This is a genomic window from Calditerrivibrio sp. (assembly GCF_049968475.1).
Lineage (GTDB): Bacteria > Chrysiogenota > Deferribacteres > Deferribacterales > Calditerrivibrionaceae > Calditerrivibrio > Calditerrivibrio nitroreducens_A.
Window position 1 is genome coordinate 291,015 of sequence record NZ_JBMFQS010000001.1, and the last position, 14,490, is coordinate 305,504.

Annotated in this window: 11 protein-coding genes and 1 pseudogene; 11 read left to right on the forward strand and 1 reads right to left on the reverse strand. The window is 35.9% G+C overall.

What is annotated here, in order from left to right:
• Positions 1 to 3 precede the first annotated feature (3 nt).
• From ACP5Q2_RS01510 to ACP5Q2_RS01545, 8 genes are all read left to right on the forward strand, one after another.
• Positions 4 to 345, forward strand: coding sequence for a hypothetical protein (locus ACP5Q2_RS01510; RefSeq protein ID WP_428096480.1), 342 nt, complete (start codon positions 4 to 6; stop codon positions 343 to 345).
• Positions 338 to 520, forward strand: coding sequence for a uracil-DNA glycosylase (locus tag ACP5Q2_RS01515; RefSeq protein WP_424604796.1), 183 nt, complete (start codon positions 338 to 340; stop codon positions 518 to 520). Before ACP5Q2_RS01510 ends, ACP5Q2_RS01515 begins: the two co-directional genes overlap by 8 nt.
• A complete protein-coding gene (pepD, locus tag ACP5Q2_RS01520; protein ID WP_428096484.1) occupies positions 513 to 1,889 on the forward strand; it encodes a beta-Ala-His dipeptidase in 1,377 nt (458 codons plus the stop codon). Before ACP5Q2_RS01515 ends, pepD begins: the two co-directional genes overlap by 8 nt.
• Before the next feature lie 19 nt (positions 1,890 to 1,908).
• A complete protein-coding gene (locus ACP5Q2_RS01525) occupies positions 1,909 to 3,897 on the forward strand; it encodes a cation:proton antiporter (RefSeq protein ID WP_428096487.1) in 1,989 nt (662 codons plus the stop codon).
• Positions 3,898 to 3,979: 82 nt separating this feature from the next.
• Positions 3,980 to 4,933 (forward strand): ABC transporter substrate-binding protein, encoded by a 954-nt coding sequence (locus tag ACP5Q2_RS01530; RefSeq protein WP_428096489.1) that lies wholly within the window; start codon positions 3,980 to 3,982, stop codon positions 4,931 to 4,933.
• A 78-nt stretch (positions 4,934 to 5,011) separates the two neighbouring features.
• Positions 5,012 to 5,905 carry an ABC transporter permease gene (locus ACP5Q2_RS01535; RefSeq protein ID WP_428096492.1) on the forward strand — a complete coding sequence of 298 codons (894 nt, stop codon included), beginning with the start codon at positions 5,012 to 5,014 and terminating at the stop codon, positions 5,903 to 5,905.
• Entirely contained in the window at positions 5,902 to 6,696 is a 795-nt protein-coding gene (locus tag ACP5Q2_RS01540; RefSeq protein WP_424604801.1) for an ABC transporter ATP-binding protein, read from the forward strand. The genes ACP5Q2_RS01535 and ACP5Q2_RS01540 overlap by 4 nt, the downstream gene beginning before the upstream one ends.
• 7 nt (positions 6,697 to 6,703) lie before the next feature.
• Positions 6,704 to 10,060, forward strand: coding sequence for a chromosome segregation SMC family protein (locus ACP5Q2_RS01545; protein ID WP_428096496.1), 3,357 nt, complete (start codon positions 6,704 to 6,706; stop codon positions 10,058 to 10,060).
• 48 nt (positions 10,061 to 10,108) lie between these two features.
• Here ACP5Q2_RS01545 and ACP5Q2_RS01550 read toward each other — a convergent pair whose 3' ends face one another.
• On the reverse strand, positions 10,109 to 12,334 hold the full coding sequence (locus tag ACP5Q2_RS01550; protein ID WP_428096500.1) for an NADP-dependent isocitrate dehydrogenase: 2,226 nt from the start codon (positions 12,332 to 12,334) through the stop codon (positions 10,109 to 10,111).
• Positions 12,335 to 12,925: 591 nt separating this feature from the next.
• Between ACP5Q2_RS01550 and mdh the strand changes: the two genes are divergently transcribed.
• The 3 genes and pseudogenes from mdh to ACP5Q2_RS01565 all read left to right on the forward strand — a co-directional run.
• On the forward strand, positions 12,926 to 13,900 hold the full coding sequence (mdh, locus tag ACP5Q2_RS01555; protein WP_428096503.1) for a malate dehydrogenase: 975 nt from the start codon (positions 12,926 to 12,928) through the stop codon (positions 13,898 to 13,900).
• Positions 13,901 to 14,020: 120 nt separating this feature from the next.
• Positions 14,021 to 14,224, forward strand: coding sequence for a 4Fe-4S dicluster domain-containing protein (locus ACP5Q2_RS01560; RefSeq protein ID WP_424604805.1), 204 nt, complete (start codon positions 14,021 to 14,023; stop codon positions 14,222 to 14,224).
• A 15-nt stretch (positions 14,225 to 14,239) separates the two neighbouring features.
• Positions 14,240 to 14,490, forward strand: a pseudogene (locus ACP5Q2_RS01565) (2-oxoacid:acceptor oxidoreductase subunit alpha); the annotation flags it as partial.

The window sequence follows — 14,490 nt, forward strand, 5'->3', positions numbered from 1 at the left end:
ATTATGAATCTGCTGTTTGTGGAAGACGAAGAGATATTCTATCCTTTGATGGAGATGCTATCCAAAAAGTTTTCTTTTGGATTGTTTATAGCCGGCAGTGTGGCGATGGCTAAAAAAACGATTGAAATGGAACAATTGGATCTGGCAATAATAGATTACGAACTGCCAGATGGGAAAGGGGATGAGGTAAATATCTACATAAAAGAAAAATTTCCACACATAAAAACAGCAATCTCCTCCGGTCACGGAGAGGCATTGAGACACTCGGTGGGGTATGATTATTCCATGGATAAGTCTGATTTTATGAATTTTATTAAGGAGATACTCAAAACAGCAAATGAGTGAGGCAAAAAAAGTAAACTGTTTTGATTGTCAATATCTTGTAATAACCTGGGATAAAAATTTTCCGTATGCCTGTAAAAGATTGGGTTTCAAAAGTAAACTTCTACCTTCTTTAGAGGTCAAAAAAGATTCAAAGATAGAATGTCTATTCTTTGAGAAAAAGGTGAAGAATGGTTGATAATGTTCTGGATTATTTTTATCAGATATCACGTATTCCCAGATGCTCCAAAAATGAAGATAAAATAATTAAATTTATTCAGGATTGGGCTATATCGTCGGCATATAGATATAAAACAGATGATCTGGGTAATACCCTTGTGGTTTCAGGTGATAAAGTTAGAATAATTCTTCAATCCCACGTTGATATGGTTTGCGAGAAAAGGGATGATTGGTTACACGATTTCAAAATAGACCCTATTCCTATAAAAAGTGATGGATTGTTTATCTATTCAGATGGGACAAGCCTGGGGGCTGATAATGGCATCGGTATGGCTCTTTCTATGTATATGATGGATTATTTTAGATCACAAAGGGATGATATAGCATTACTTTTTACCGTTGATGAGGAGACAGGTTTAAATGGAGCAAAGGGTGTTGACCCTTCTTTTCTGGATGCGGAGTATCTTATAAATTTAGACTCTGAAGCTGATGATACCGTCATTGTGGGTTGTGCTGGTGGTACGGATATGATCATTACAAGGGATCTGTGTAAAAAAACTGATTCATTTGTGGGAAGAGCCATAAAAATATCTGTGTCAGGTTTTTCTGGAGGTCATTCAGGTGTAGATATAGATAAAGGTTTTGGAAATGCTATAAAGGTATTGCTTGAACTGTTGTGTGAACTCAAAATATTTGATATTTCTAATATACGAGGGGGTACAGCCCATAATGCAATACCTCGTTTTGCTGAGGCTGTAGTTTGTACAGATTTAGATATTGATACAATTAGAGGGCATTTTTATGATTTAACTTCAAAATATAACAAAGATAACCCATTTGTTGAAATAACCATTTATAAAGATAAGATCCATTCTATCTACGATATGAGGGAAATTATCCCGTCTATTAAGCGACTAAATCATGGTGTGGTCACAAAACTGGATGACCAATTCTGGAATGGAGTGGAATCTTCATCAAACCTGGCTAAAATAGAGGTGATTGAAGGTGCGGATAAGATAAAAGTGGTGGAAAGTCTCAGAAGCTCCTCAGAGATAGCTATGAATAATTTAAAAAAGCTGTTGGAAAAGGAGCTTAATGGTTTTAATTTTTATTACTGCTGTGATTATCCTGGTTGGAAACCGGATAGAGACTCTTTATTATTGAAAGAAACTGTTGACATTTACGAAAAGCTTTTCAGTATCCCCCCGAAGGTGGAGGTGATCCATGCAGGGCTCGAATGTGGTATTTTAAAGGGGAAGAATGAGAAGTTAGATATTATCTCTATTGGTCCAAATATATATTCCCCCCATAGCCCCGATGAGAGGCTTCAAATTAAATCTGTAGATAAAATTGTAAAATTTTTAAATAGATTGTTGACAGATTTATAGAATAACTGATGGTTATTGTATGCACAATGAATTGATTTTAATGATACTAATATTTTTAGGTTCATCAGTGGTTATTACCTACTTGCTTACAAAGCTTAAGATTCATCCAATTATCGGTTTTATCGTCACTGGAGCATTTATTGGACCTAATGGTTTTAAGATTGTAAGTGATTCCTCCACTGTGGAAACGATCTCAGAAATAGGTGTAATTTTACTTCTTTTCACTCTTGGTCTTGAATTTTCCATAGAAAAATTGATGAGGCTGAAAAAATATGTGTTTGTGGGGGGGCTTTATCAGGTAACCGGGACGTTTGTTCTTTTTTGCCTGTTGGGTTATTTTTTCTTTAATTCATTAAAAATATCTGTGATCCTTGGTATTTTGACAGCTTTAAGTAGCACTGCAATTGTACTTAAACTTATTTCAGAAAAAGGGTTAATCGATTCACCTATTGGGAAGATGGGTATAGGGATTCTACTTTTTCAGGATATCATGGTGGTGCCGATAATGATCATTGTGCCTCTATTCGCGTCGGAAGAGATAGTTTTTGTGGATATACTATTGAAGGTGTTGAAGTCTTTTTTAATAGGGGGCGTCGTTTTTTTTGTTTCAAAATATGTGACTAATTTTATTCTATCAAAAGTTGTAAAACTGAGGGTGAGGGAAATATTTATTCTGACTATTATTGTGATAAGCCTTGGAATGGCGTATATCACTGGTAGTCTTGGTATTTCTATGTCTATGGGGGCATTTCTTGCGGGTGTTGTTCTGGCGGATTCTATATATACTCATCAGATAATAGCAGATATTCAGCCTTTTAAGGATAGTTTTCTGGCGGTGTTTTTTATATCTATAGGGCTTCTGACGGATCCATTTTTCATTATTAAAAACTTTCCAGGTATACTGATTTTTGTTATTTCTTTGATTATTATCAAGGGGTTGATAATATTTTTCGTTTCAAACGGGATATTAAAGTCACCTAAGGTATCTTTTAGGCTTGCTATTTCATTATTTCAAATTGGAGAATTCTCTTTTGTGGTGGCGGCTTTATCCTACAGCTTGAAAATAATAGATGAACATTTTTATCAGCTTTTCCTTGCTGGTTCGGTTTTTTCTATGATTTTAACCCCTTTTGGATTCAAATATGGGTATAAAATTTACGATAAAATCTTTGGGAAATCCAGAGGTATCAATATTAAAGAGTATGATACAGATGAGTTAAAAGATCATGTAATAATAATCGGTTATGGTTTAAATGGAAGAAATTTAAGCCACGTTTTGAAAGAGACAGATATAAGATATATTATTTGTGAGATGAATATAAATACAGTAAGGGAGATGTCCAAAAAAGGGGAGCCTATCATATTTGGTGATGCCACTAAAGAGGAGATCTTACATGTATTAGGTGTCGAATTAGCAAGAGTGGTGGTTATTGCCATATCTGATCCTGAAGCCACAAAGAGGATAGTAAAACTTACAAAAAATATAAGGGAAGATATCTGTGTGTTGGTTAGAACAAGGTATGTGGCTGAAGTGGAAATGTTTAGAAGATTGGGGGCTGATGAGATAATTCCTGAGGAGTTTGAAACATCCATAGAAATTTTTTCTCGTGTATTGATGAAGTATAATGTACCAGTGAATATTATTCATCTAATGGTAAATAAAATTAGAGAAAATAACTACGAATCTCTTCGGACTGTTGATATCCTGCCAAAAAAGATTTATTCAAAGGAATCGGAAGATATCTTAATAAATGTTATTACTTATAAAATACTTCCTGAAAGTGAACTTGTGTCAAAGTCCCTCAAAGATATCGATTTACGGAAAAACACTGGAGCAAGCGTCATTGCTATCAAGCGGGGTGAGACTGTTATTCAGAGCCCCACAGCCGAAGAGAAACTTCAATCGGGGGATGTTATATATATAACAGGCACAAAGGAAGTGGTGGATAAAGCGGTGGAGTATTTAAATGAGATAAACATAGAATATATCAATGGATCAGCAACATAATTTTGTAAATAAAAAACTCTTGAAAAAAATAGATGTTTGATTTATTATTCGATGTTAAATAAAAATGAACTCTGGAGGTCATATGAAAAGAATTCTGTTTGGTATGCTTATTGCTCTAATGTTTGTTGCACCATCTTTTGGTAAGGTTGTACAAATTGGTATTACACAGATTGTGGAACATCCTGCGCTTGATGCATGTAGAAAAGGGATTATCGATAAGCTGAAAGAGCTTGGTTATGAAGAAGGGAAAAATGTAAAATATGATATCCAGATTGCTCAGGGTAATATAGCCACAGCCAATCAGATTGCTAAAAAATTTGTTGGTGATAAAAAGGATTTAATAGTTGCGATTGCTACACCTTCAGCACAGGCGGTGGCAAATCTAACAAAAAATATTCCCATCGTGATTTCCGCCATTACAGATCCTGTTGGGGCCAAACTTGTAAAATCTCTTGAAAAACCTAGTGGAAATATAACCGGAACCACCGATATGAGCCCTGTAAAAGAACAGATTGCTCTTTTTGATAAGCTTAATATCTCTGTAAAAAGGATCGGGGTAATCTATAACTCTGGAGAAGCAAATAGCAGAACACTTGTAAATATATTAAAAGCTGTGGCAAAGCAGAGGGGGATTATGGTGGTGGAAGCTACCGTAACAAATAGCAGTGGTGTTCTAATGGCTGCAAAATCCCTGGTGGGTAAAGTTGATGGAATATATATACCCACAGACAATACAGTAGTATCCGCTCTTGAATCTGTATTACAGGTATCTTTCGATAACAAGATTCCTGTAATAACAGGTGATACAGATTCAGTAGTGAGGGGTGCTCTGGCTTCCCTTGGTATGGATTACTACAAACTTGGTCTACAAACAGGGGTAATTGTTTCAAGAATATTAAAAGGTGAAAAGCCAGCAAACATACCTGTAGAAACATTGAAAGATTTAGATCTTTTTATAAATGAGTCAACTGCTCAAAAATTGGGAATTAAAATCGATCCAGAGCTATTGAAATCTGCCAAAAAAGTTATTAAATAGTTTCTTCAGGTTGCAGTGGTCTATCCTTTGCTGCAACCTGTTTGAATCATATCAAATAATAATATTTCGGGAGTTTGGATGAGTTTTTATGCTTTTTTAGGTGCCATAGAGCAGGGGCTTGTTTACGGAATTATGGCACTTGGGGTTTATATAACTTTTAGAATTCTGGATTTTCCTGATCTTTCCGTTGATGGTACTTTTCCTCTTGGTGCATCAGTAGCAGCGGTACTTATTGTACACGATATTAATCCTTATCTTTCCACAATAATTGCCTTTTTTGCAGGAGTGGTGGCCGGGGTGATCACCGGAATTCTTAACACTAAACTTAAGATCCTAAATCTTTTATCTGGTATTTTGGTAATGATAGCACTTTATTCTGTAAATATTAGAATTATGGGGCAGCCTAATACCTCATTATTGGGCTACGATACTATATTTACCCCCATAGAAGCATTTTTTGGTGCTGAAAGATATATGATGTCACCGGTGGTTTTTTTAGTTGTAGTAATCTTTCTGGTGATAGCCATGACCTGGTTTTTCCACACCGATATCGGTTTGGGTATGAGGGGGACAGGTGATAATCCAAAGATGGTGAGGGCACAGGGTATCAATCATAATTTTATGGTACTTTTGGGGCTTGCTTTTTCCAATGGTCTTGTGGCTTTATCTGGAGCATTGGTTGCCCAGAGCCAGGGTTCAGCAGATGTTAATATGGGGATAGGTACAATTGTGGCTGGTCTTGCCTCCGTTATACTTGGGGAGGCATTCTTAGATGCAAGAACTGTTTTCCGGGGTGTTTTGGCTGTGGTATTGGGTTCGGTTGTTTATAGGTTTGCAATTGCTGTTGCCCTTTCTTTTAGAGTGGGTAGTTTTCAGCTTAATCCCTCGGATTTAAACCTTATTACAGCAATTATCGTTACATCAGCACTGGTGTCACCTGGAATAAAAAAAGTTTTTAAGAGTAGATTATGATCGAGTTGAAAAATGTAACCAAGATATTCAATCGTGGAACCATTAACGAAAATGTCGCTATCAAAGGCTTATCTCTGAAGATAGATCAATATGACTTTATAACAGTAATAGGAAGTAACGGGGCAGGTAAGTCAACTTTACTAAACCTTATATCCGGAAACCTTACACCAGAGTATGGAGAGATATTTATAAATGATAAGAATGTCACAAATCTACCAGTCTACGTCAGGGCAAGTTTTATAGGGCAGGTATTTCAGGATCCATTAAGTGGTACCGCAGCATCCCTTACCATTGAAGAAAACCTTGCAATAGCATTGAAAAGAGGTAAGAAAAGGGGATTAGGGCTTGGTGTAAAACGAACTGATAGGGAGTTTTTTAAAGAGCAACTTTCGAAATTGGGTTTGGGTCTCGAGAACAGACTTAAGGATCGGGTGGGGCTTCTTTCCGGTGGGCAGAGACAGGCGGTGACACTTCTTATGGCTACATTGGTAAAACCTGAAATATTACTACTGGATGAACATACCGCAGCCCTCGATCCAAAAACAGCGGCTAAAATAATAGAGCTTACAGAGTATTTTGTGGATGAATACAAGCTTACCGTTCTTATGGTTACACACAATATGAGGCAGGCTTTGAGTCTGGGAAACCGAACTATTATGATGCACGAGGGGGAGATAATCCTTGATGTAAGGTCTCCAGAAAGGGATACTTTACAGGTTAAGGATCTGCTTGAGATGTTTGCACGGGTGAGAGGGGAAGAACTTGTGGATGATAAGCTCCTTTTAGCTTAAATCTATTATGAAATTTAAAAAGTTGATTATCCAGGGGTTTAAGTCTTTTGTAGATAAAACAGTCATAGATTTTCCTGATGGTATTACATGTATCGTCGGTCCAAACGGCAGTGGCAAAAGCAATATACTGGATGCCATCAGATGGATACTGGGTGAACAGAATCCAAAAGAGCTGCGGGGATCAGATATGGATGACATCATATTTGCAGGCTCAGAGAAAAGAAGTCAATCCAATGTGGCATCTGTCACACTTGTTATTTCCGATATAAGTGAAGAATTGGCCGGGAAATGGGGGTCTTTCAGCGAAATTGAAATTACCAGAAAGTATTACAGAGATGGTGAAAGGGAGTATTTCATCAATAACAAAAGGTGTAAACTCAAGGATATCAGGGAGATTTTTTTTGATACAGGTCTTGGGGCAAGAAGTATATCTATTATCGAACAGGGGAAAGTGGAGAAAATCATATCTGCATCCCCAGAAGAGATAAGGGTCTTTTTTGACGAAGCAGCAGGTATAACAAGGTTTAAAGAAAAAAAGAAGGATGCTGAAAAACGGTTGGAGCAGGCGAAAGAGAATCTAAACAGGGTTAAAGATATCATATCTGAGGTAAAAGAAAAGTATGATGCGTTGTACCTCCAGGTGGAGAAATTAAAAAATTACAGAGAATTAAAGATCCGAAAAGATCTGCTGGATAAGACGATATATGCTTACAATTATCATTCATCTATTATTCAATATCAAGAACTTTTAAAGAAGAATGATGAGATACAGATCAAACTATCTTCATCGATTTATGAATATGAAAATTTGAAAAAGCAGGAACAGAATCTAAAAGATGAGATTTCAAAACTTGAAACTGAATTGAGGGATAAAAACAATGGAGTTCTTTCTATTACAGAGGAGATTGGGGGGATTACTTCGGAGGTTTCTGTTTTGCAGAATAATATAACCACCGCAGAAAATGCAAAGCAACATATGAATGAAGAGATCAATTCCATAACAAATAGATTAAGAGATCTTTCTTTGATGAGGGAATCCATAGTAAAATTTCAGGATGAGATAAAATCGGTAGTAGAAACAAAGAGAGCAGAGATAGCAGAGCTTGAAAATACGATAGAGGAGCTTGTAAATCAGAGGAACGAATATAAAGAGGAGATAGATGTCAATCGTAGTAGATTTCTGGATATTACGGAAAAGATATCTAAAATTCGTAGCAATATAATAAAGCATGAGTCTGAGATGAATAGGCTTAATAAAGATATTTCAAGACTGGAGAATGAAAAGAGCAATATTTTAGGGGAGATTAGCAAAATAGAGTCTCTCATTGCTGATTTGAAAATAAAAAAAGATATCTTTTTTAATGAGCAAATGATTATTCAGGATAGTTACACAAGGGAGAAAGAGATTATCAATAAGATAGATGAGGATCTGAAGAGTTTATCGGATAAGCTTTCTGCTCTAAAAGTCACAAAATCTACCAGGGAGCAGCAGTTGAAATTAATTGAGGCAGAGGTGAAGAAGCAGTCTTATGGTGACGAATTGTCCAGATATTTTGATGAAAATGAACTTTCACTTCTACTGGATTATGAAATAGATGACAATATAAAAAAATTTTTTGGTGATGTGGTGGTTTTTAAAACTTCAAACAGAAAGGATGTCCTGGATAAACTGAAAGGTATAAAAACAGATTTGAAGTTTGTTTTCGAAGAGGAGCTGGATTATTTAAATGGTAGAGTATCTACCTTTGAGTTTGAACGAATAGACGAGAATATACTTAGGATTAATGGAATCTATTATAAATCAGGTTCACTGGACAAGGCGGAGTATATAATCGGTATGAAAAAAGAGATTGTGGGTATTAAGGATGATATTAAAGAGATTTCTAATAACATTGCAAAATTTGATAGCGAATTGAATGAAATAAAGAAAATTAAAAATGAAAAGATTGAGTATATTAAAAATATTGAAAATCAGCTGAAAGAACTGGATAAATCGATGTCTAATATCGATATTCATATAAAAAACAACAATGGTATAAGAGATAATCTAATCAAAAGAGAGATTACCATCAAAAAAGAGATAAATTTCTGCACAGAAGAGCTTAAAAAGATCGAAGAGGGTAGATTCAGGGATGCTCAGCAACTGGAAGAACTTTCTAAATTACAGAAAGAGTTAGAAGAGGAGTATGATGGTATAAAAAGTAGAATTGATTACTATGATGATAAAATAGAGGAATCAAAAGAACAACTTTCCGACCTGAAAGTGGAATACTCGACTCAACTTGAAAAGCTCAATTCATCAAGGAAGGAACAGGTACATATAGACAAAGAGATCACTTCCGCAACGACTAAGATGCATCATCTAAAAGATAGGTTGACCAAATTGATGACTGTTGACATAAATAATTGGATGAATCTGCTGAAGATAAATCGGGAAAAGTTAAATGAGTTGGAGAAAAATAGATTGATGATGATAGATGAAAAGAGATTGTTGGAACAGAATATTTTGGATAAAAATGAACAGTTAAAATCAATAAGTTCAGAGCTCGAAGATAAAATGAAGCATGTCAAAAAAATCGAGCAGGAGTTCCAGAACATCAAGATAAGAATTGCGCAGATAAAAACAGGTATTGAAAACCTTGAAAATAGATATTTAGAAAAATTTAACCTTCCCATAAGGGATGAATACACAGAATTTTTTAAGGAGACAATAAATCTCAATGAACTGAAAAATGAGCTATTAGCCATTGAAAATCGTATAGAAGAGATTGGTCCATTAAATATGGCAGCTGAACAGGAGTATCTGGAAATCGAAGAGAGATTTAGGTTTTTATCGGGGCAGAAGGAGGATATAGAAAATGCTATAGAAGGGATCAATGGGATTATAGACGAGATTGATGCAAAAACTATTGAATCATTTAGAGAAACTTTTCTGGATGTGAGAAAGTATTTTAAAGAGATATTTAAAATACTTTTTGGTGATGGCAAGGCTGAGATATCACTTGCTAATGAGTCTGACATACTGAATACCGGGGTGGAGATTTTTGTTCAACCACCAGGGAAAAGACTTCAAAATATGACGTTACTTTCTGGTGGTGAGAAGGCCATGACGGCTTGCGTTTTATTATTTGCAATGTTCCTTTATAAACCATCTCCCTTCTGTTTTCTTGATGAAATTGATGCACCTCTTGATGATGCAAATATAGGAAGATTTACTAAAATTGTGCAGGAACTGTCCAGTAAAGCACAATTTGTAATTATCACTCATAATCAGAAAACAATGGAGGTGGCAGATTATCTCTATGGTGTAACAATGCAGGAGCCAGGGGTTTCTAAAATAGTCTCAGTTAAGATGGGTAAATAAAGTTTGTTTTAATTTTGAATAAAAAAGCGGGGGTATACCCCCGCTTTTTTATATTGAATCGATTATTGCATTGAGGGTGGCACTTGGCCTCATTGCTATGGAAGCTTTTTCGTCATCTGGTCTATAATATCCTCCAATATCCTGAGGTTTACCCTGGGCGCCAATAAGTTCATCATTTATCTTCTGCTCATTTTCGCTTAACTGTTTATAGATCTTTTCAAATTTTGCTTTAAGTTCAGCATCTTTTGTTTGATTGGCAAGAGCTTCTGCCCAATATAGCGCAAGGTAGAAATGGCTTCCTCTGTTGTCTATTTCCCCTACTTTTCTTGCTGGAGACTTTTTATTGTCGAGGAATTTTTCTACTGCTTTATCAAGTGTTTCAGAAAGAACTCTTGCTTTATTGTCGTTGTATACATTAGCAATATGTTCAAGGGATGCACAAAGGGCTGTGAATTCACCAAGAGAGTCCCATCTGAGGTAACCTTCTGCTAAAAACTGCTGTACGTGCTTTGGAGCAGAGCCACCGGCACCAGTTTCGAATAAGCCACCACCATTTATCAATGGCACTATTGAAAGCATTTTGGCACTTGTACCAAGCTCAATAATCGGGAAGAGGTCTGTCAGGTAATCTCTTAAAACATTTCCGGTGACAGAGATTGTATCAAGTCCAGCCCTGAATCTTTTAAGGGTAAATCTCATTGCCTCCTGTGGAGCTAATATGTGAAACTCAAGACCTGTGGTGTTATGTTCTTTTAAATATTTTTCCACCTTAGCAATGATTTGTGCATCATGCGCTCTATTTTTGTCAAGCCAGAAAACTGCAGGTGTATTGGATAAACGTGCTCTTGTCACTGCAAGTTTGACCCAATCTTTGATGGCAATATCTTTGGTTTGACAGCTTCTAAATATATCACCTTTTTGAACTTTTTGTTCCATTATCACCTGGTTTGTGTTGTTGTCAACTATTCTAATCACACCATCATCTTCAGCTATGAAGGTTTTATCGTGTGAACCATACTCTTCAGCCTGCATAGCCATTAAACCAACGTTTGGTACAGAGCCGATTGTGGCTGGGTCAAATGCCCCATTCTTCTTGCAATCTTCAATTATCTCTTTGTACATTGTGGCATAACTTCTATCAGGTATCATCGCTTTTGTATCCTGAAGTTTGCCCTGCCTGTTCCACATCTTACCACCATCTCTAACTACAACAGGCATAGATGCATCTACTATAATATCATTTGGTTGATGCAGGTTTGTAATCCCTTTATCAGAGTCCACCATAGCAAGATCAGGTCTTTTTTCATATACAGCCATTATATCTGCTTCTATCTCTTTTCTTTTTTCTTCTGGCAGAGTTTCTATCTTTTTATAAAGATCCCCAAGTCCGTTATTTGGGTTGACTTTCAGTTGTTTAAATGTTTCTGCATGTTTGTTGAAAACATCTTCAAAAAATACTGATACTGCATGACCAAACATTACAGGGTCAGAAACCTTCATCATTGTAGCTTTGAGGTGTAGGGAAAGCAAAAGGCCAGATTTTTTGGCATCTTCAATATGTTCCTTATAGAATTTCCTTAATTCAGCAACATTCATAACGGAGGAGTCAAGTACTTCACCATCTGTCAATGGGAGATTTTCTTTCAATACTTTGATATTTCCATTTTTATCTACAAATTCATATCTTACTGAGGTCGCTTTTTCGATGGTGACAGATTTTTCTGAACCGTAAAAATCGCCTTGAGTCATGTGTGCAACATGAGCCTTGGTATTTGGATCCCATGCAGCCATTTTGTGAGGATTCTTTTTAGAGTAATTTTTTACTGAGATAGGAGCTCTTCTATCGGAGTTACCCTGTCTTAAAACAGGGTTTACTGCACTACCCAAGACTTTTGCATATCTTGCATGGATTGCTTTTTCTTCAGGTGTCTGAGGATCTTCAGGGTAATCAGGTACAGCAAAACCTTTTTCCTGTAGCTCTTTGATGGCAGCTTTCAATTGAGGAATTGATGCGCTTATGTTTGGAAGTTTGATGATGTTTGCCTCTGGTTTCCATACAAGTTCACCCAATTCTGCCAGATAATCGGGGATTTTTTGCTCAGGCTTAAGAAAATCTGGGAAGTTAGCTAATATTCTTCCGGAAAGGGAGATATCCTTCTCTTCCACCTCGATTCCTGTTCCTTTAAAGAATGCTTTGACTATAGGTAGAAAAGAATAGGTAGCTAATGCTGGTGCTTCATCAATTTTTGTCCAGATAATTTTTTTTGCTGACATAGCTGTTTCTCCTTATATATTATTATTGAAATCTTTGTATACAGTATACAATGTATAGATTGGTTTGGTTCATTTGTCAAGATAATTGTAGCCTTGAATAAAAATCTTTTTACCATAATAAAACTATGTTTATATAATATAATTCTTTTTTATTTATGGATTTTAGATCTAAGATATCACAGGATTTTATGTAACCTAATGGTAAATATGATAGTTATAGTCAATATTAGTTATAGATTATAATTATAGATTTATATATAAATTCTTGAAAAATATGTACAGATTAATTTTGTATATGGAGTTTTCAAATTATCTTCAAAGGTATGTGTTGAAATGAAATAATTTTATTATTTTAATAGCAGTATTGAATTATGTTGTAACTATCTGTCGATGAATATTGTTTTTGTTAGGTTTATTTTTTTGTTTGAATATTTTATGTGATGATGTTGGAATTTATAAACGGTATTATAAAATTTTTTGTTATTTTAGATGTCAATTGTTCTTGACAATTGACATGGAAATGTGGTATTGTATACTGTATACATAAGTATATACCATTTAGATGGTTGACAATATAATAAGGAGGATTATATGGCTTTTAAAAGACCAAAAATTGCGTTGATAGGTGGTGGACAAATCGGTGGAGTTCTTGCTCAGCTTTGTGCATTAAGAGAACTCGGTGATGTTGTAATGTTTGATATAGTTCAGGATATGCCACAAGGTAAAACTCTTGATATTGCTGAAGCTGCAAGAATCGATGGCTTTGATGTGAAGCTCAGTGGTACAAATACTTATGAAGGTATAGCAGGGGCTGATATCTGTATTGTAACAGCTGGTCTTCCTAGAAAACCTGGTATGAGTAGGGATGATCTGCTTACAACTAATGCTAATATTATAAAACAAGTTGCAGAAGGTATTAAAAAATATGCACCAGATTCTTTTGTTATCGTAATTTCAAATCCGCTTGATGCTATGGTTACATTGATGAAAGAGGTTACAGGTTTTCCTGCAAATAGAGTTTTTGGTCAGGCAGGTATACTTGATTCATCAAGATTTGCTACATTTATAGCATGGGAGCTTGGGGTATCTGTAAAAGATGTTAATGCGCTTGTTCTTGGCGGACATGGTGATACTATGGTACCGCTTGTAAGATATGCCAACGTTAATGGTTGCCCTGTTATGGAGCTTCTTGAGCAGAAATACGGTACTGAAAAAGCAAAAGAGGTTATGGAAGAAATGGTTAAAAGAACTAGAAATGCTGGTGGGGAAGTTGTGGCTCTTCTTAAAACCGGTTCTGCTTTCTATTCTCCAGCATCAGCAGCTATCCAGATGGCTGAGGCGATCATCAAAGATGAAAAGAGAGTGCTTCCAGTATGCGCACTTCTAAACGGTGAATATGGCGTTAAAAATCTTTACGTTGGCGTACCTGTAGTTTTGGGTGCCAACGGTGTAGAGAAGATCATTGAACTTAAGCTAAATGAAGAAGAGCAGAAGATGATGGATGTTTCTGTAAATGCAGTAAAAGGCCTTGTGGATGATATGAAAAGACTTGGCTTTTTGAGCTAAATAGAATCAATAATACTATAAGGAGGGTTTAACCCTCCTAAATTTTTTAAAATTATATTGAAATTTTCGAAAAATTAGTATATGTTGAGTTTCCAATAAATTCGAAAAAGGAGTTTTTTAATGGCTAAAGCTGAAAAGATAGAAATTATTGAGAAATGGTGTAAGGGCTGCGAGATTTGTGTGGAGTTTTGCCCCACCGGTGCTATTGAAATGAGAGATTTCAAGGTGGCTATAAAAGACCTTGAAAAGTGTACTGCATGTATGCAATGTGAACTTAGATGTCCAGATTTTGCAATCATAGTTTACAAGAAAGAAAAAGAATAATTCAGGAGGCAATAAGTGGCTAAAAAAGTAGAATTTATGATGGGTAACCATGCATTAGCAGAAGGTGCCCTTTATGCTGGATGCCGTTTTTTTGGCGGTTATCCGATTACACCATCTTCTGAAGTTGCTGAAAGGATGGCAGAAAGGCTTCCTCAGGTGGGTGGAAGGTTTATACAGATGGAAGATGAAATTGCTGCAATGGCTTCTGTTATTGGTGCTTCAATTGGTGGTGTTAAGGCATTGACAGCAACAAGTGGTCCTGGTTT